The 17024-nt window shown below is 59.9% G+C and carries 20 protein-coding genes and 1 tRNA gene; 8 read left to right on the forward strand and 13 right to left on the reverse strand.

Annotated features, from left to right (window positions below; genetic code table 11):
• Positions 1-66 precede the first annotated feature (66 nt).
• From HMPREF2808_RS10565 to nth, 4 genes are read right to left on the reverse strand one after another with little or no spacing between them, the layout of a single operon-like run.
• Positions 67-1254: a MarP family serine protease gene (locus tag HMPREF2808_RS10565; RefSeq protein ID WP_070624616.1), complete on the reverse strand. Its 1188-nt coding sequence runs from the start codon at positions 1252-1254 to the stop codon at positions 67-69.
• Between the two features lie 37 nt (positions 1255-1291).
• Positions 1292-1969 carry an NUDIX hydrolase gene (locus HMPREF2808_RS10570; RefSeq protein ID WP_070624617.1) on the reverse strand — a complete coding sequence of 226 codons (678 nt, stop codon included), beginning with the start codon at positions 1967-1969 and terminating at the stop codon, positions 1292-1294.
• A complete protein-coding gene (locus tag HMPREF2808_RS10575) occupies positions 1966-2535 on the reverse strand; it encodes a TlpA family protein disulfide reductase (protein ID WP_070597368.1) in 570 nt (189 codons plus the stop codon). Before HMPREF2808_RS10575 ends, HMPREF2808_RS10570 begins: the two co-directional genes overlap by 4 nt.
• A 9-nt stretch (positions 2536-2544) precedes the next feature.
• On the reverse strand, positions 2545-3204 hold the full coding sequence (gene nth / locus HMPREF2808_RS10580) for an endonuclease III (RefSeq protein WP_246816441.1): 660 nt from the start codon (positions 3202-3204) through the stop codon (positions 2545-2547).
• Positions 3205-3504: 300 nt separating this feature from the next.
• Between nth and glxR the strand changes: the two genes are divergently transcribed.
• Positions 3505-4188 (forward strand): CRP-like cAMP-activated global transcriptional regulator GlxR, encoded by a 684-nt coding sequence (glxR, locus tag HMPREF2808_RS10585; RefSeq protein WP_010189962.1) that lies wholly within the window; start codon positions 3505-3507, stop codon positions 4186-4188.
• Positions 4189-4275: 87 nt separating this feature from the next.
• On the opposite strand, the gene HMPREF2808_RS10590 is transcribed toward glxR, so the two are convergent.
• The 4 genes from HMPREF2808_RS10590 to HMPREF2808_RS13160 are packed head-to-tail and all read right to left on the reverse strand — an operon-like array spanning position 4276 to position 6075.
• On the reverse strand, positions 4276-5088 hold the full coding sequence (locus HMPREF2808_RS10590) for an MBL fold metallo-hydrolase (protein WP_070524074.1): 813 nt from the start codon (positions 5086-5088) through the stop codon (positions 4276-4278).
• Positions 5089-5106: 18 nt separating this feature from the next.
• Complete coding sequence (locus HMPREF2808_RS10595; RefSeq protein WP_070524072.1) at positions 5107-5565, reverse strand: RidA family protein; 459 nt, start codon at positions 5563-5565, stop codon at positions 5107-5109.
• The gene (locus HMPREF2808_RS13380; protein WP_154737218.1) at positions 5565-5726 is read right to left on the reverse strand and encodes a Sp36 family protein; all 162 of its coding nucleotides are present in this window, start codon (positions 5724-5726) and stop codon (positions 5565-5567) included. Before HMPREF2808_RS13380 ends, HMPREF2808_RS10595 begins: the two co-directional genes overlap by 1 nt.
• A gap of 13 nt (positions 5727-5739) precedes the next feature.
• On the reverse strand, positions 5740-6075 hold the full coding sequence (locus HMPREF2808_RS13160) for a WhiB family transcriptional regulator (protein ID WP_180952135.1): 336 nt from the start codon (positions 6073-6075) through the stop codon (positions 5740-5742).
• A 178-nt stretch (positions 6076-6253) separates the two neighbouring features.
• Here HMPREF2808_RS13160 and HMPREF2808_RS10605 point away from each other — a divergent pair, with 178 nt between their 5' ends.
• Positions 6254-8686 (forward strand): transglycosylase domain-containing protein, encoded by a 2433-nt coding sequence (locus HMPREF2808_RS10605; RefSeq protein ID WP_232755666.1) that lies wholly within the window; start codon positions 6254-6256, stop codon positions 8684-8686.
• 4 nt (positions 8687-8690) lie between these two features.
• On the opposite strand, the gene HMPREF2808_RS10610 is transcribed toward HMPREF2808_RS10605, so the two are convergent.
• Positions 8691-9155 carry a GatB/YqeY domain-containing protein gene (locus tag HMPREF2808_RS10610; RefSeq protein ID WP_070524066.1) on the reverse strand — a complete coding sequence of 155 codons (465 nt, stop codon included), beginning with the start codon at positions 9153-9155 and terminating at the stop codon, positions 8691-8693.
• Positions 9156-9196: 41 nt separating this feature from the next.
• Here HMPREF2808_RS10610 and HMPREF2808_RS10615 point away from each other — a divergent pair, with 41 nt between their 5' ends.
• Both HMPREF2808_RS10615 and HMPREF2808_RS10620 read left to right on the forward strand, forming a co-directional pair.
• The gene (locus tag HMPREF2808_RS10615) at positions 9197-10102 is read left to right on the forward strand and encodes a metallophosphoesterase (protein ID WP_070524065.1); all 906 of its coding nucleotides are present in this window, start codon (positions 9197-9199) and stop codon (positions 10100-10102) included.
• An 81-nt stretch (positions 10103-10183) separates the two neighbouring features.
• Positions 10184-10260 (forward strand) — tRNA-Pro (locus HMPREF2808_RS10620).
• Between the two features lie 82 nt (positions 10261-10342).
• On the opposite strand, the gene HMPREF2808_RS10625 is transcribed toward HMPREF2808_RS10620, so the two are convergent.
• The 3 genes from HMPREF2808_RS10625 to HMPREF2808_RS10630 all read right to left on the reverse strand — a co-directional run bounded on the left by HMPREF2808_RS10625 (position 10343) and on the right by HMPREF2808_RS10630 (position 12286).
• On the reverse strand, positions 10343-11251 hold the full coding sequence (locus tag HMPREF2808_RS10625) for a tyrosine-type recombinase/integrase (protein ID WP_158014586.1): 909 nt from the start codon (positions 11249-11251) through the stop codon (positions 10343-10345).
• 116 nt (positions 11252-11367) lie between these two features.
• Positions 11368-11565: a helix-turn-helix domain-containing protein gene (locus HMPREF2808_RS14005; RefSeq protein ID WP_083304526.1), complete on the reverse strand. Its 198-nt coding sequence runs from the start codon at positions 11563-11565 to the stop codon at positions 11368-11370.
• Entirely contained in the window at positions 11552-12286 is a 735-nt protein-coding gene (locus HMPREF2808_RS10630; RefSeq protein ID WP_168165079.1) for an FtsK/SpoIIIE domain-containing protein, read from the reverse strand. The genes HMPREF2808_RS14005 and HMPREF2808_RS10630 overlap by 14 nt, the downstream gene beginning before the upstream one ends.
• A gap of 268 nt (positions 12287-12554) precedes the next feature.
• Between HMPREF2808_RS10630 and HMPREF2808_RS10635 the strand changes: the two genes are divergently transcribed.
• The 4 genes from HMPREF2808_RS10635 to HMPREF2808_RS10650 all read left to right on the forward strand — a co-directional run bounded on the left by HMPREF2808_RS10635 (position 12555) and on the right by HMPREF2808_RS10650 (position 15263).
• Positions 12555-12842 (forward strand): hypothetical protein, encoded by a 288-nt coding sequence (locus HMPREF2808_RS10635; RefSeq protein ID WP_232755664.1) that lies wholly within the window; start codon positions 12555-12557, stop codon positions 12840-12842.
• A 236-nt stretch (positions 12843-13078) separates the two neighbouring features.
• Positions 13079-13363: an ArsR/SmtB family transcription factor gene (locus HMPREF2808_RS10640; RefSeq protein WP_230310978.1), complete on the forward strand. Its 285-nt coding sequence runs from the start codon at positions 13079-13081 to the stop codon at positions 13361-13363.
• Entirely contained in the window at positions 13360-13581 is a 222-nt protein-coding gene (locus HMPREF2808_RS10645) for a hypothetical protein (RefSeq protein WP_005323143.1), read from the forward strand. The genes HMPREF2808_RS10640 and HMPREF2808_RS10645 overlap by 4 nt, the downstream gene beginning before the upstream one ends.
• A 791-nt stretch (positions 13582-14372) precedes the next feature.
• Positions 14373-15263: a DUF3800 domain-containing protein gene (locus tag HMPREF2808_RS10650; RefSeq protein ID WP_246818571.1), complete on the forward strand. Its 891-nt coding sequence runs from the start codon at positions 14373-14375 to the stop codon at positions 15261-15263.
• Positions 15264-15416: 153 nt separating this feature from the next.
• Here HMPREF2808_RS10650 and HMPREF2808_RS10655 read toward each other — a convergent pair whose 3' ends face one another.
• Entirely contained in the window at positions 15417-16919 is a 1503-nt protein-coding gene (locus HMPREF2808_RS10655) for a DUF5129 domain-containing protein (RefSeq protein ID WP_070597364.1), read from the reverse strand.
• Between the last annotated feature and the right edge of the window lie 105 nt (positions 16920-17024).

Genomic DNA, 17024 nt, shown 5'->3' on the forward strand with positions numbered 1-17024 from the left:
CCCCATGAGCACAGAGACTAAAACAGCACCGTAGGCCCCGCAACCGGAAGAAGAAACTACCTGGTCTTAGCCTACGCAGGAGCCGGTTGGGGTGGCGTCGACAAGCTGCGTGACGTCACCCACGTGGCCGCGCACCTCGTCCGCGGTAAGCGCATAGCCCGTATCGGAATCCTCAACGGAGGCACCAAACACAACGCCCAGTACCTGACCCTCCGGGTTGATCATCGGACCGCCGGAATTGCCCTGCCGGATGCTACCGCGCACCGTGTAGGCATCGCGCTCCACGCGGCCCGTGGAGTAGATATCCGGACCAGCAATGGTCAGGCGATCCCGCACGCGCGCCGGCTCCGCAGTAAACGGCCCCGACTGCGGGAAGCCCAAGACGATGGCATCGTCCCCGGTAGCAGCCGCTTGTTCCGCCCACGGCAAAGGATCCAATCCCAATCCCGGGCTATGCAGCACAGCAATGTCCACGTCCGAGTTGTAATACACCACGTCCGCTTCCTTGAGGCCAAGGACCGTATCGAGGCGAACCTTATCCGTGCCCGCCACAACGTGGGCGTTCGTGATGACGTAGTCCGGCTCCGTGACAAAGCCCGAGCCCATAAGTCGGCGCGAGCACGCCTCGGCATCACCCAGCACGTGAATAACGGAAGGCCGCACACGCTCCGCAAGCTCAGGATCCCCAATATTCACCGCCGGCGCATCTACCTCAACATCGGCGCCAGAACGCTCCCAAGGCGACACCAACGGCGGCAGCCCAGACTCGTTGAGGAGCGCAGCCAAACCATTCGGCAGCGCCGCCAAGCGCGAAGGCGCCACCGCATTGAGCGAGCTCAGCACGCGCGATTCACGCAGCGCCTGCCCCGGCTGACCACCCAGATTGGAGGCCAAAGGCAAGGACACCAGCCAAATCACCACGATGGCCGCAGCCGCCTGGAACACCGCGCCAATCGACGAATCCACGCGCTGCCCCGAGCGGGTTCGCATGCGGTCCCGCAGCACCATGCCAAGCGACGTCCCCACCAACTGCCCCAGGCCCACCAACAAAATCAGCACACCGACGGCCAGCAAGAAGCGCACTGCCGCCTGGTCCGTCAGCCCCATCACCAGCGGGGCAACCACGGTTCCTAAAACCAACCCCGCAATGATTCCCACCGCTGCGAGGACCGCCGCTAAGGCGCCCTGCCGCCAGCCCACGCGCACGGCAAGGAGCACGGCAATCACGATCAGGATGTCAACAGCTAGGGACACAGGGGGAATACTTTCTTAAAGGCTAAAAGGAGCAGAACTAGCCTATCTTCTCATTATTCAAAGAGCGATTGAGTGAGTCACGCAGATCATGAACCATATTCTTATCCCATTCCACGCTCCAGCCCGCATGGTCCATCAGCCCGGAGAGCACTCCCGCGGTAAAACCCCACACCACGTATCCCCGCGCCCGGAAGGCCGGCCCCTTCCAGCGGCTAAACCCCACCATCATGCGGTTGGCCGGATCCGCCAGCTCCCGCAGCGGGACGGTGAAGACATCGTCGGTCTCCGCCGGGCTCGCCGGCCACACGGTGCCCGGTTCATGCCAATACGCCAGGACCGAGCTCACGGTGTTGCCGGTAGCCCGGATGTCCAGCTTGCCCCACTGCTCAAGAGGGGTGACCGTGGAGCGGTCGAGGCCGGTTTCTTCCTCGGCTTCGCGCAGGGCGACGTCGACAAGCGAGGCGTCCCCCTCCTCCCTACGCCCGCCGGGAAAGGCAATCTGGCCGGAGTGCGAGCGCATCGACGGCGAGCGGTGCGTGAGCAGCACCTCACCATCCTCAAAACTGGTGCCCTTCAGCAGCACCAACACTGCCGATTCACGCCGGCGCTTAGCGGCCGGGACATGCCGAATGAGACGTTCTTGGACCTTGTCTGTATCAACCCCGAGCGCCGGGCGCAGCCACTCCGGGGCATGAGCAGGAAAAAGACGGCTCACTTGAGAACCTCCTCGACGGCCTCCTCCAAATCTTCTGCGGAGTCGAACGGCTTCACAAACTTCTCCTCCACCGTGCCATCGCGCACCACCAGGGTGATGGGGATAACGCCCGGCAACCCGAGCTCACCTGCGAAGGCACCGTCATCGTCTTGGTAGCTGGGGATATCAACCTGCAGGTCGCTGAGAAGAGCGGCCCCGTTGGCGGCGTTCGCATCCGCATGCACGCCGACGACATTCCACGTCGGGTGCGCTCGCGCAAGGTCTTCGAAGAAGGGCAGCTCCGTGCGGCACGGTTCGCACCACCACGCCCACACAGTAACGATCTGGACGTTCTTGGCCGCCGCAGTACCGGCCGCACCCAAGCACGGAAGATCCACACCCGCAAGCGGTCCCTCGGGGCATTTGGGGCGCTTGGCCACCTCTTGCTCCTGCGCCTCGGGGAGGGCGACCTCCGGCTCATCATTCTCAAGCAGGTTCACCACGCCGACGAACGCGAGCGCCGCCAGCGCGATAATGGCAGCGATGCTCGCCTTCACGTATCCGGGCCACCGAGAATATTGGCTCATTGCTCCACCTTAACCTCGCGAGGGGCACCATGGGGCGAGGACGCAGGCCACGCACTGCGGCTTCCGCGCGGTGCACACGCGCCGTCCATGGAGAATGAGGCGGTGCGAAAACACGGTTTGTTCTGCTTCGGGCACGCGCTTGGCGACGTCCCTCTCAATCGCCCTCGGGGTCTTCGCCTCGGTCAACCCAAGACGCTGGCTCAGTCGCGTGACGTGGGTATCCACCGTGATCCCCGGCAGGCCGAAGGCATTGCCGCGCACCACCAGCGCGGTCTTGCGCCCGACGCCGGGCAGGGAGGTGAGCTCGTCGATGCCGCGGGGCACCTGCCCGTCGAAGTCCGCGACGAGCTTTTCTCCGATGCCTAACAGGTGGCCGGCCTTCGTGCGCTGGAATCCGAGCGGGCGGAGGATGCGCTCGAGGTCAGCGCGGTCCGCGGCCGCATAGTCCGGTGCGGAAGGATACTGAGCAAAAAGCTCTGGGGTGACCTGGTTGACGCGGGCATCCGTGCACTGCGCCGAGAGCACCGTAGCAATAAGTAGCTCGAGCGGCGTGGTGAAATCTAGCTCGCAATCGGCGTCGGGATATTCATCCGCCAAGGCGGTACGAATATGAACGATGCGAGCGGCCTCGTCAGCGTCATCGTGGTGCACGGGAAGGTCAGGGGACATAAAAGAGATCTTAGTGACGGCGGCTAGAATGGGAAGCATGATTTCGCTCGTCATCTTTGTGCCGCTGTGCCTCGCGCTGTTTGCCATCCTCATGGAGAAACTTGAGGCGACGGCTTTCGAAAACTAAATAGACCATTCAAGGCGTGTGATTATTTTTCACGTTGGTGGAAATAGTGACTAATTACACTGTATGATATTGTGCAGTGCCTCGTGGCGCACTGGAGACTAGGTGCGTCAAATCAAACCAAACCAGCTTGTGTCCCAGTGTTTTCCGGGCTGCGCAGGCTTTAAGGAGTAACAGTGGAAGGCGTACAGGACATTCTCTCCCGCGCTGGCATTTTCCAGGGCGTCGATCCGGTAGCAGTACAGAACCTTATTGAGCAGATGGAAACCGTCCGTTTCCCGCGCGGCACCACCATTTTCGAGGAAGGTGAGCCGGGAGACCGCCTCTACATCATCACCTCGGGCAAGATTAAGCTCGCCCGCCACGCCCCGGATGGCCGCGAGAACCTCCTGACCGTGATGGGCCCGTCCGATATGTTCGGCGAGCTCTCCATCTTCGATCCGGGCCCGCGCACCTCTTCCGCTGTCTGCGTCACTGAGGTCACCGCAGCCACGATGAACTCTGAGATGCTCAAGCAGTGGGTGGCCGATCATCCGGCAATTGCTCAGCAGCTTCTGCGCGTGCTTGCCCGCCGTCTGCGCCGCACGAACGCCAACCTGGCGGACCTCATCTTCACCGACGTGCCAGGCCGCGTGGCCAAGACCCTGCTGCAGCTGGCTAACCGCTTCGGTGTGCAGGAGGGCGGCGCGCTGCGCGTGAACCACGACCTCACCCAGGAAGAGATCGCCCAGCTCGTCGGCGCTTCCCGCGAGACCGTGAACAAGGCGCTGGCCACCTTCGCTCACCGCGGCTGGATCCGCTTGGAGGGCAAGTCGGTGCTCATCGTCGATACCGAGCACTTGGCCCGCCGCGCACGCTAGGCCTTAAAGGCCGAGCTCTCCGGCCTTGGACTTGTCCTAACGCAAAATCCCCCGAGAATTTCTCGGGGGATTTTCCTATGTAGTGCTTTAGTTCTGAGCCGCGAGGTACTTCAGCGCGGTGCGCGTCGACTGCTCAGCCGCGTGGCGCAGGACCGGATCGACATCGTCATACATCTCATCAACGAGAGTCTTGACGTCGACGTCCTCACCCAAGCGCCCACGGACTTCCTTGATCTGGTCCAGACGGTGGTGACGGCGGTCAATGTATTTGCGGGCAACCGCGGAGGTGTCCTCCAAGTCCGGGCCGTGGCCCGGGAAGAGCGCCACGTCCTTGCCGCGTTCTTCCAGAAGATCCAGGGTCTTCAGGTAATCAGCCAAGTCGCCATCCGTCTCAGACAGCAGCACGGTGTGGCGGCCTGCGATGGTGTCACCGGTCAGGATGCCCTCCAGGGTGGAGTTCTTCGCTTCCGCGGACCACACAAAGAAGCAGGTGGAATCTGCGGTGTGCCCCGGGGTGTGAACGACCTCAAGCTGCGGGGTGATGCCGTCGACGGTGATCACTTCTCCGTCGACAAGCGCGTCGCCTCCATTGCAGTAATTCGGATCGAAAGAGCGGATGGGAGCGCCGGTGAGCTGACGCAGGCGCTGGGCGCCTGATGCGTGATCATCGTGGCGGTGGGTTAGAAGGATCAGCGCAACCTCGCCCGCCTTCGCGGTCACGACGTTGAGATGACCTTCATCCTCCGGGCCCGGATCAACCACAATGGCGCGGGAATCTTCCCCAGCGCGGATGATCCACGTATTGGTGCCCTCCAAAGCGGTGTAACTGGGATTATCGCACAGCACGACACCGACGGACTGGCTCACGGGACGCAGTTGGCTATATGCAGGATGCTCCATGGTTCTAACCCTATCCGATTACTCAGCGATTTCTACGATGACTTCGATCTCAACGGGGGAATCTTTCGGTAGGACCGCTACCCCCACCGCGGAACGCGCGTGGATTCCGGCGTCTCCGAAGACCTCACCCAAGAAGTCGGAAGCACCATTGATGACCGCAGCTTGCTCAGTAAAGGAGGGGTCCGAAGCCACGAATCCAACCACCTTCACCACGCGGGTTACGTGGTCAAGGCCTACGAGACCATCGATTGCAGCCAAAGCGTTCAGCACGGCCACGCGTGCCAATTCTTGCGCCTTTTCTAGGCTAACCTCTGCGCCGACCTTGCCGGAAGCCGGCAATTCACCGCCCACAACGGGCAGCTGGCCAGAGGTCCACACCTGGTTTCCCGCGCGGGTAGCTGGGATATAGGACGCGAGGGGGACAGCGACAGAAGGCAGCTCGACGCCGAGCTCTTCAAGGCGGGCAAGCGCACCCATTAGGACTCCTCCACAGGACGCTTGAAATAGGCGACAACATTCTCCGGGTTCATACCCGGGGTGATGGTGACGAGCTCCCAGCCGTCCTCACCCCAGGAATCGAGGATTTGTTTCGTCGCGTGCGTAAGAACCGGCGCAGTGGCATATTCCCATTTAGTCATGGGCTCAATGCTACTAAATACCGATGAGTTCGCCACCCTCAGCGAGGTAATGGGCCCAGCTCGTGATGTGCGGGTTCTTGCGCAGAAGGGCGCGGCGCTGACGCTCCGTGAGGCCGCCCCACACGCCGAACTCCACGCGATTATCAAGCGCATCCGCGCGGCACTCATTGAGCACCGGGCAATGGCGGCAGATTACTGCAGCTTTACGCTGCTCAGCTCCTCGTACAAAGAGTGCATCAGGATCACCGTTGCGGCACTTAGCTTGGGTAACCCACTCACCACGCTCTGTGGTTAACGAGGCATTCTTTACCATTGCGGACCGTCCTGCACCTTTGACACTGACTGCCATGGCTAGGTAACTCCTTCCAAGCTCACCCCCGTCGAGCTCAAAGATCATGAATAACCCTCTACCCGACGGAATATTATGTACCCTTGGTAAGTCTATTCACAGACCGGTATACCTGTCTAACAGGTCACACTTTAGGGGGGTCTCCCGGATATCCTCCTAAACCACTAGTGTGTGGAGGGTGACTGTGATCAAATCCCTGGGAAAGCTCGTCCTGTCCACAGCACTGGTCGGCATCCTCATCGCGCTGGCCATCGCCCCCGTCGCTGGCGTCAGCGGTGTCGCCGTGGCCAGGACCAATGAGACGATGCAATCAGACGTCCAGGATCTCACCAACGGTGATACCCCCGGCGTGAGCACCATCTTGGATGCCAAGGGCAACCCCCTTGCGTATATCTATGAGCAGCGCCGCCATCCAGTGAAACCGGATGAGATCTCGGACGCCATGAAGAAGGCAGTGGTGGCTATCGAGGACCGCCGTTTCTATGAGCACGAGGGCGTCGACTTGCAGGGCAATGTCCGTGCGTTGTGGACCAACCTGGTTGCGGGCGGTGTCTCCCAGGGCGCATCCACGCTTGACCAGCAGTACGTAAAGAATTACCTCCTTTTGGTCAACGCGACTACCGACGAAGAACGTCAGGCCGCGACCGAACAATCCGTGGCCCGTAAGCTGCGCGAAATGCGCATGGCTACGGACATCGATGCCCGGCTCTCCAAGGATGAGATCCTCACCAACTATCTCAACCTCGTCCCCTTTGGAAACCACTCCTTCGGCGTTGAGGCCGCTAGCCGCACCTACTTCGGAACCGATGCCGCGCACCTCACCGTGCCGCAGGCTGCGATGCTCGCCGGCATGGTGCAATCCTCGGAATACCTCAACCCCTATACCAACGAGGAAGGCGTAACTGAGCGCCGCAACGTGGTGCTCCAAGCCATGGTTGACAACGGCTCCCTTTCCCAGGAGGACGCCGACGCCTTTTCCCAGCAGCCGCTCGGCGTGTTGGACAGCCCTGCAACCTTGGCTAACGGCTGCATCGGCGCGGGCGATCGCGGCTTCTTCTGCGACTATGTGCTGGAATACCTCAACGAAAAAGGCATCGACCGCGAGCACCTTGCGCGTGGCGGTCTGACCGTTAAGACCACGCTTGACCCCGACGTCCAAGACCAAGCGCTCAACGCAGTGCGAAGCAACACCGCCCCGGATGCGGCGGGCGTGGCGGAGGTCATGAACGTTATCAAGCCGGGCACCGATTCCCGCAAGGTCCTAGCCATGGTGTCGTCGCGCACCTATGGGCTCGACCTGAACAACAATGAAACCCTTCTGCCCCAGCCCAATTCTTTGGTGGGCAACGGCGCAGGCTCCGTGTTCAAACTCTTTACCGCCGCGGCCGCCCTGGAGGCGGGCTACGGCATCAAGGACAAGCTGGCCGTGCCCAATCGCTACGAAGCGGAAGGCCTGGGATACGGCGGCGCAGCTAACTGCCCGCCCAACAAGTACTGCGTGGAAAACTCCGGCAACTACGCCTCCACGATGACCATGCAGGACACACTGGCCTACTCCCCCAACACCCCCTTCATCCAGCTCACCGAGCAACTTGGCGTCGAGCGCCTGGTCGACATCGCCGTCAAGCTCGGCCTGCGTTCTTATGAAGAACCCGGCAGCTACGACGGCGAGTCCTCCATCGCCGACCACATTAAGGAATCCAATCTCGGCTCCTTCACGCTCGGCCCGACAGCAGTGAATGCACTGGAGCTGTCTAACGTGGGCGCGACGGTGGCGTCGCAAGGCATGTGGTGCGAGCCCAACCCCATCGAGGAAGTCACGGACTCCCACGGCAACGAGGTCTACCTCAAACACACGCCGTGCGAACGCGCAGTGGACAAGGAAGTGGCGAAGGCGCTGGAAAACAACATGACCGCCGATACCGAAAAGGGCACCGCCTCCGACTCTGCACGCGCTGCCGGCTTCAGTGGCCAGGCCGCCGCCAAGACCGGTACCACCGAGTCCAACCAGTCCTCGGCTTTCCTTGGATTCAACTCGGCAGTCGCTGCCGCACCGTACATCTACAACGACGGGACCACCACGAGCCCGCTGTGCACCGGCCCGGTACGCCAGTGCTCCAGCGGCAACCTCTTCGGTGGCAAGGAGCCGGCGGCGACGTTCTACACAATGGCCGCGCGCGTACCCGAGGCGCAGAAGGGCACGGTGCCCGATTATGACCGGGCCTACGACTCCGGCAAGGTTTCGCCGCTTATCGACGGCGTGAAGGGCAAGTCCGAAAGCCAAGCCCGTTCCGCGCTGGAGAAAGCCGGATACAAAGTCAGGACCGCCGAGGTCCCCGCGCCCGGCGTGGGCTATGGCAAGGTAGTTCGCGTCATCACCGGTCCATCCGGCGCGAAGAAGGGCGCGGAGGTCACGCTCCAGCTTTCCGACGGCTCCGCGAGCGATTCTTCTGATTCTGCGAGCACGAACCCCATAGTCTGGGACTCCAACTCGGGCTCTCCGTCCGCACCGAGCGGCGGCGAGCCGGGAGGCGGCCAGTCCGAGCCACTATTCACTCAAGAAGATGTTGACCGCTTCACGAATGACGTGCGGAGCTTCTTCGGGCTTTAGCGCTTTAGTTGAGGGCAGCCTTCACTGCAGTGGACAGGCGCTTGCCGTCCGCGCGTCCGGCAGCCTTGGCGGTGGCCACCTTCATGACGTTACCCATCTGCTTGATGGTCGCCGGCTCACCGGAGTCCTTCTCAACCTCGGCGATGGATTCTTTAACGAGGGCGTTCAGGGAGTCGTCGTCAAGCTGCTCCGGCTGGTAGGCCTCGAAGAAGGGGACGTCGGCAAGCTCCGCCTCCGCCAACTCCGGGCGGCCATTCTCCGCGTAAACCTCTGCGGACTCGCGGCGCTTTTTAATCTCACGAGCGATGACCTTGAGGATGTCCTCATCGGTGATCTCGTGGCGAGAACCGGAAGTTTCCTCCGCCTGGATGGCAGACAGCAGAGAACGGATGGCGCTCGTACGGGCCTTATCCTTGGCCTTCATCGAGGTCTTAAGGTCAGCGCGGATAGTTTCTTTCAACTCACTCATGCCCTTCAATCTACGCCAGCCGGCCAGGTAGTGTGGTGAGGGTGAAGATTTTCCCTGTCCTTGGCGGACTCGCCGCCGCCGGCCTGGGCACCGCCGCATGGGCGCACTCAGAGCTCACCAAGTTCGAGCTCAAGGAGTACACCCTGCCGCTGCTGGAGCCCGGCACGCTGCGCGAGGAGTCCGAGTTCCGCATCCTGCACGTGTCCGACCTCCACATGATTCCGGGCCAGCGCGCCAAAATCGAGTGGGTCTCAGGCCTCGACGCCCTCGACCCGCACCTGGTGATCAACACCGGTGACAATCTTTCCGACGAGCGCGGCGTCCCCGAGGTCCTCCGCGCGCTTGGCCCGCTGCTGAGCCGCCCGGGGATGTTCTGCTTTGGCACCAATGATTACTGGGCGCCGCGCATCCCGAATCCCTTCAACTACCTGATTGGGAAGAAGAACGAGCCCTCTTATGTGAACCTGCCGTGGAAGGGCATGCGCGCGGCCTTCCTTGAGCACGGCTGGCACGATGCCAACCAGGCTCGCGTGGAATTCAAGGTGGGCGATGTTCGCCTGGCTGCCGCCGGTGTGGACGACCCACACCATGATCTGGATGACTACTCGGAAATCGCCGGCGCCCCGAACGAGGATGCCGACCTTTCCTTGGCGCTCCTGCATTCCCCGGAACCCCGCGTCTTGGAGAAGTTCGCCGCCGACGGCTACCAGCTGTCCTTGTCTGGACACACGCACGGCGGCCAGTTGTGCCTGCCGTTTAAGGTGTTGGGCTCGCGCTCCATCGTGACCAACTGCGGCATCGACCGCGTCCGCGCCCAGGGCCTGCACCGGTTCGGAGAGATGTACATGCATGTCTCCAACGGGTTGGGTACCTCGAAGTTCGTTCCCTTCCGAGTCTTCTGCCGCCCGTCGGCCACGCTCCTGCGTATCACTGAGAAGACCGCCTAGGGATACCCCCTCCACGCTGCCGTTTTGTCCTTTCAGACCGGGGTGCGTTACAGTAATCCGGTACCGCTTAGAGCGAGACACCGGGATATGGCGCAGCTTGGTAGCGCGCTTCGTTCGGGACGAAGAGGTCGCAGGTTCAAATCCTGTTATCCCGACCACCTCAACGGGTCGATGACCTGCACTTACTTCAAATGCAGTGATTCGGCCCGTTTCTTTTGTGCTTTGTTTGTCACCGCTTTGTCACCCGTTCATTCGTTCATACGCCGCAAGGTCAATCCCCATACCCAGATACGTCGTATAGATTGCTGTTGTTTCCAAGTCCGCATGGCCAAGCCACGATTGGACCACATTCACCGGGACTCCCCGCCGTAACCAGTTGCATGCGGCGCTATGCCGGAGATCGTGAATCGTGCGCCCTCCAGAAATTTCTTCCCACTTTGTCGAGCGAGTAAATCGCCCACGCCAAATCTGGCTTTTACCGTTCCGCGAGAGCAGATAGTCATCACCAGTCTTGCCTCGTGAGAGCTCTTCCACGACAGGGACAAGTACCTTCGCTAGCGGGACCACTCGCATGCGGCCCGATTTAGGAGCCTTTTCAGGTTTCCCTTCAGGCTGTGACCTTTTCACCTGGATATGCGGTGGATTAGACGTAAGCTGCACATCCGCAACACGGAGCGCACGAGCTTCTCCCCAGCGCACCCCGCTATAAGCCAATACTCGTACGACAGCAGCATCAAAGTCCCTCAGACCTTTAGCCATTGCTTCAATCTGGCCTTCAGTCAGTGGGCTAATGGCGTGCATAGTCTTCTTCCGGCGTGGGATTTCTACAGCCTTCATGGGGTCACTCACCACATAGCCGCGTCGTGCCGACCACTTAAAGAAGGCGCACAGGCAGTCGCAATAACGTCGCACCGTCGCCGCCGACTTCTCTGCACGCCACGAATCCACCAGCAGTTGTAAATCTTGGGGCTTAATTCCCCGAATCTGCCGTTTGAGGAGTCCCGATGGAAGAATGCCGATGACCACAGAGTCCGTCGCATACGTAGAAGCCGCCACGTCGTCCTTTCGAACTTCGAGCCACACATCCGCCGCCGTCTGCACCGAGACCCTGCCAAGCCTCGCGGAGAACGTGGAATCGGCGTACTTCAACCGCTCCCGATCTTCCCAGGCTTTGGCCTCAGCCTCAGTCGCGAACGTCCGCGACACCTGCTGACCTCGAATTTTGACGAGCCCCTGCCAACGACTTCCTCGTTGCCGAGCCATAACTATCGGCTCTCCAGCAGCCGACGCACGTCAGCCCGTGCATATCGCACGACGCGTCCCTGCGCAATAACCGGCTCAAGCGGCGGATTCGTCAAAGCCTTCCAGGCCGAGAGCGTCGACCTCGACACCGACAATATTTCCGCGACCTCACTGGGGGTCAGCACCGGACCGTAGCTAGATAGCGCCTTAGACGTTTTCATCCTCTTTCAGCGACTGCACTTCCCAGGCCCAGATGCCGATCTCGTCGTCATCGACGTACGGTGCCCGAAACCGAACCGGCGCCGGTTCACCATCCGCCCGCACGTACCCAACACCAGCGGTCGCGTAACCGTTCGTCTCCGTCGCCGGAGAAATCTCATGAGCCGCAGCCCCTAGGGCAGCCGCCCCACTTCCGAGCACCAGATCGACCTCCTGCGCCGACTCCACCCGCAGACAAATACGATTCATGAAATGCGCTCTGTACGGCCCTAAATTCTCCTTTTGCGGCTGCTGCGCGGCTGCTACGACATAGATCCCGGCCGACCGCCCCTGCGACAAAATTTGCTGCATCGAGGCTCTCACTGAGCTTTGCCATTTGCGGTCCCCCATCGTCCCCAAGGCGTTAAGCTCATCTACTACCAGGATGATTAGTGGACGTCCTTCCCGTTGCTCAAACTGCCTCTCTCCGGTTTCCTGCCGTCGCTTCATCTCAGCGACCAGGTCGAGCAGCAAGGACTCAATATCCGCCAAGTCAAAAGCCACCCGCTCAAATGCTCCGTCCACCACACCCGCGAGCTCCGCACGCTTCGGGTCGATTCCCCAGAATTGAGCACCTCCAGAAAGATACCCATAGGCATCGAATACACTTATCAGATAGCGCCACAGTAAGGATCCTTTTCCAGACCCCGAAGCCCCCACAACCAGCGTGTGTCCGAGATTCACGTAACAAACCTCGCCCCGGTCGTCCCTGCCGATGGGAAGCTTCTTACCAACGGGTTCCTCAAAAAAACTCAGCATTCTCATACGCAGCGGGAATCGGGTCCTCAAGAAAGGCAGTCACCGTCGCTCGACCACGTCCACGTGGGGTAACAGTCACATCCTCCACACGTAACGCATCACGAATCGCTCCGCTACACGCCACGATATCCTCGACGGTTCTTCCCGGATTAGGGCGCTTACCCGGTCTGTAAACGAGGCCACGGTTGCAGACATGTCTGCCACCACACCAGGACTCACCATCAATCTGCCCAATAGTGTCCACGACGACCTGATCATTCGCTGCACGACTTTTGACCCGGACGGGTGCGTTCCCGAAGCAAAGGACGAGTTTCCCGGCGTGGACTACTGCCCTAGCCTGTACCACCTTTTGCGGGACGAACCATCTCCAGGCATCGACATCACCCACGACATTATCCGCGCACTACTTCCCTACCGCGGGATCCACATGGAGGTAGAGCCGAGGATTCTCGATGGCGATGTAGACATCGAGCGGCTGTAGCTGCTGGCTACGCTGTAAGCCATGAAGGAACCCAGCTGTGGTGTGTGCTGCGGCTGGGTTTCTTCTTGGGGAGGGTGAAGAGGGGACGTGATGGGACACCGGCCACGTCTTAAGTCGGGCAGCGTCTCCGCCAGACCCGGCAGAACTTGCGCACCGCTGACTGTAAGCATATACTTACACCTGACATCGTTCGATTACGATACGGAGGGATGATGGACGCAGCACGGCTCGCTCAGATGCTCAGTGCTCTTGGAAGTGAGCCTCGGTTGCGAATTATCGCCTCCCTAGAGACGGATTCGACCCATGTCAGTGAGCTGGCCCGCCGACTCGGGATGTCTCGGCCACTGCTCTACCAGCACCTCAACCGCTTGGAAGCTGCTGGACTCATCGAGAGTGGCCTGGAACAGCTCGGAGAGAGCCGAGTGAGGAAGCACTACTGGGTCGCTCCGTTTCAGCTTGAAGTAACTCCAGACCACATTAGGCACCTGATTAATCAAGAACAGAAAAGGGAATCTTCGTGACACTTACCGCTACCGTATTTCTTGTCATCCTCGCCGCCGCATTACCACTCGCGATCTTCGTTGCTCTTACCGTCTGGGTGGTACGCACCGTCACCAGCGCACGACGCGAAACGGCGACGGCGATCGATGGTTCCAACCAACTCATCGTGGAGCATCTACGCAACATCACCGAGCGGTTGGATCGGATTGAGGCCCAACTCAGCGAGATCCCCGAGTAATCAGGCTCTTCCTTAAACAAGGGGCGCGGTGGTTTTGGCTCCGCGCTATGGGCTGTCACAGCGTATGCGCTAAGCACGTCGCGTAGACCTCCAGCAACATAAACTTGCTTGTGACTTTGGCGGCGGGGTGTGTCTCCGGTCGTGGCGTTATCCTGTCCCTCTCGCGGATAGGGGCTAGGACTGGGGACGAACCACGTGGTGTGCCCCCACCTCCGACACCGCCCCGGCCCACCTGCCGACGGAACCGGGAACGGAAACCGACGGAAACCATAGCTGTGGTTCGGGTCGTTGCAGGTGGGTGGGTAGTTTCGCAAAAGACTCAACCCGCAGGAAACTGCGGGTTCTTTTTCGTTTTCACCTCTAAAAGAGGGGTTAAGGAGAAGCGTAAACAACGTGACGCGCTGCACCCCATCGACCGGGACATACCGCGTCCGAGATTTCTTCCCTGACCAACATCGTGACCGAAGCCAATGAGATTGGTAAGTTCGGCTAGCTCTGCAAACATGACCAGGTTTATTCTTCGTACTGAGAGCGCACCGCACCAGGACCAAGACGAACAGTGCAGCAGTTGGAGCACCGGGTCACAGTTAGGTCAGCCTAGACCTCCTCAGGGCAAATGCCGAGGGCACATCCCCCTCTTCCGCGATTGAAGGTACCGCATCAGTAGAAAGCCACCAATTGCCGACGCGTAAATACACATATATACTCACAGAAGTACGCCAGGCGTTGAGCCGCGAGGCAAGAATACCCCGGGCAACAACTCCGAGAGCCGATGCTTAGCATCGGCTCTCGTGCCATTTTCCGGAGTCACGGAGTTCAATTTGCTGCTCGCATACCTCGACGAAATTGGTTCCCCTGGGGCCTTTGTCCATCCTTCACACAAGAAGTTCTCTGATAGCCCCGCTTTTGGTTATGGCGGCTTTGTAATTCCCGAAGATAATGCTCGGCAATTTGGCGCCTTCTTCGCGGAACGAAAGAAACAATTCTTCCAAAATGATATTCCAGACAACGTCGATCCTGGTCGATGGGAAAGAAAAGGCGCAGATTTACTGTTCGCCAAGGCGTACGATGAACGTCCCCAAAATTTAAGACTGCTTGGAAGTCTGATTTCCAAACTTAGGCAATTGAATGGAAACCTTTTCTACTATGCTGAAGAAAAGCCAATAGGCACTCCCAAAGAGACTAACTGTGGTCCAAATGAATTTCGCCAGCGAGAAGAAACCTCAATGAGGGAATCCTTAAATAGGCTGGCGAATCATGCACATTCGTTAGACCAATCGATGCTCGTGCTAATGGATCAAATCAATGAGAAATCCCGAATCCAGCGCTTACCTGTGATGTACGCCCATATTCTGGGTCGAGCTACCGAGCATAAGGAAATGCGGCGATTGATTGAACCGCCTATGCACATCGACAGTAAACTCTCTTCTAATATCCAGTTTGCTGATTGGGTATGCGCTTTAGTAAAACGAGCTGTCGAATATCAACTAGTAGAAGATTCTCGCTATTCATGGATCCCCTTTGCGAGTCAGTTATCGGCTGCGCGAGGAGCTTTCACCTATGAATCGAAACTCCACCTATGTGGGCGATCCATCTCAGATCTCCACCATTCAGAGATTATCTATGCCGAGAGGCCAGTTATCGACTTCCTAAATGTGAGTCAGGAAAACCGGGAAAACTAGAACGGGTCAGGAAAGCCACACTCAGGTAAATGCATGGTTGCCACAAATCTCCTGCAGGAAGCCAATTCCTTGTGAGAGGTTTTGCCAACGGAACCAAGCAGTAGGCAGCTTCGAGTTCTTTTGCGTTTCACGGTTAAGGGCTTTTAACCAGCCCTAAAAGCTCGAAGATCCACCCGAACCGGAAAAGCCCGAGCTAAACCCGCTGTTGACGCCGCCGCTGCTGGAGGAGCTATCGCGGGCGGTGGTGGCATCGCTGTCCCAGGTGCTCACAACGTAGAAGGGCACGTAGCCGTGGTAGCCGGAACCGGCGAAGAAGTTGGAGTCATAGATACGCGTGCGCTCTGGGCGCTCGTCGGCCTCGTTGCGCTTCTGCAGCTGCGCCTGCAGGTGCTCAGAGAGTAGCGCGGTGCGGTCCAAGAGCTCCAAGTAGCGTTCCATGAACTGCGGGTGATTGGGCTCGTTGGAGAGTGCAACGGCGGCACCTTCTAGCTCCTTGGCGTGACGCTCAAGCGCCGAGTCGATATCCGCCGCCAAGTAGCCTGCCTGCGCTAGGTCCTTGCCCAACTCGTAGAGCTCGAAGCGGCGGGCATCGGCATCAGCGTCTTCGATACGGCGCAGCTTTTCGATGTTGACTTCGGCGGTTTCCACGCGCTCACACAGCTCGCGCGCGTGGGCGATGGGCTCGGCATGCGAACGGAACTGTTCATCCGGCGCATCGGCTGGAATCGACATAAGGGATCCCACCTGGGCATCGATGGCGAGGAAGTCATCGCGAAGGCCCTCCCAGTCCTCACGCAAACGCTCATCCACCAGACCCGATTGCAGCGAGTGCGCCCGGATATCGATCTCCCTCAGGCGCTGTGCCACACCGGTATAGGTCTGCGATACGTAGTCCCAATCCTCGCGCGCCTGCTGCGCCTTCTTCTGCCGGCTGCGCCGAGTACCGCCGACAATGCCCGCGCCCGCGCCACCGATGCCCAGGCCCGCCACGCCGAGGCCAATGGCCGCCCCAATGCGCCCATCCTTCGCGCTCTCGTACTGGGCATCCGCAGCACGGTCCACATCGATCGCCGCCGCCGCACCTGCAAAGAGACCAGCAGGAATGTTGTCATCCCGCACGCCCGGCTTAATGGCTTCGATGGACTGCTCCAAATGGCTGTCACCTTTGCGCAGCTTCATCTGCCCGGCCACGTCCTCACCCGCAAAGACGAAGGCCTGGCGCGGGTCGAGTCCTACGCCGACGAAGACCTGACCATCAGCAAACTTATCCTTGCCGATAAGCTCCGGGTGATTATCACGCAGGTACTCCTCCACGGAGTCGTTAACGTTTTCTTTGTTCTTGGCAAAGACCATGTAGTGCAGCCCCTGGACCACGTCGGGGGCGGCGATCCGGGAGACATCGCTAAGCATGCGCTCTTCCTCCTCCGGAGTGAGCACATCATCCGGGTCCATGATGTCAGCCTGCACCTCACGCTGTGCGGGCTGCATGACGTAGTCGGAGCGTTCAGGCGCATCGAAGGCCGCCAAGCTCGCGCCCGCGCCGATTCCCCCGAGCAACAGACCGCCCACCATGGCCGCACCGACGATGGCGTCGACCGATGTTATTTTGGGGCCGCGGCTGGCGGCGAAAGGTTTGATATCGCGAGAGTCAGTCACGGTGATACTCCAATTCTTCAGCAGTCGGTGCCGCCAACTTTACCCCCACAATTGGAAACGACGCGGTGCCCCTACAGCAGCCGCGTCGCCCCTATTCCCTATCAC

The sequence above is a fragment of the Corynebacterium sp. HMSC078A10 genome (genome assembly GCF_001811565.1).
GTDB classification, from domain to species: Bacteria; Actinomycetota; Actinomycetes; order Mycobacteriales; family Mycobacteriaceae; genus Corynebacterium; species Corynebacterium hesseae.

Coding starts and splice junctions, on each gene's coding strand:
- HMPREF2808_RS10595 (WP_070524072.1), bottom strand. CDS start 5,565: ATGGGTGCGCTTGCCCGCCTTGAAGAGCTCGGCGTCGAGCTGCCTTCT.
- HMPREF2808_RS14005 (WP_083304526.1), bottom strand. CDS start 11,565: ATGAAAACGTCTAAGGCGCTATCTAGCTACGGTCCGGTGCTGACCCCC.
- HMPREF2808_RS13160 (WP_180952135.1), bottom strand. CDS start 6,075: ATGGCAGTCAGTGTCAAAGGTGCAGGACGGTCCGCAATGGTAAAGAAT.
- HMPREF2808_RS10610 (WP_070524066.1), bottom strand. CDS start 9,155: ATGAGTGAGTTGAAAGAAACTATCCGCGCTGACCTTAAGACCTCGATG.
- HMPREF2808_RS13380 (WP_154737218.1), bottom strand. CDS start 5,726: ATGACTAAATGGGAATATGCCACTGCGCCGGTTCTTACGCACGCGACG.
- HMPREF2808_RS10575 (WP_070597368.1), bottom strand. CDS start 2,535: ATGAGCCAATATTCTCGGTGGCCCGGATACGTGAAGGCGAGCATCGCT.
- HMPREF2808_RS10640 (WP_230310978.1), top strand. CDS start 13,079: ATGCTCAGTGCTCTTGGAAGTGAGCCTCGGTTGCGAATTATCGCCTCC.
- HMPREF2808_RS10590 (WP_070524074.1), bottom strand. CDS start 5,088: ATGGAGCATCCTGCATATAGCCAACTGCGTCCCGTGAGCCAGTCCGTC.
- HMPREF2808_RS10635 (WP_232755664.1), top strand. CDS start 12,555: ATGTCTGCCACCACACCAGGACTCACCATCAATCTGCCCAATAGTGTC.
- nth (WP_246816441.1), bottom strand. CDS start 3,204: ATGTCCCCTGACCTTCCCGTGCACCACGATGACGCTGACGAGGCCGCT.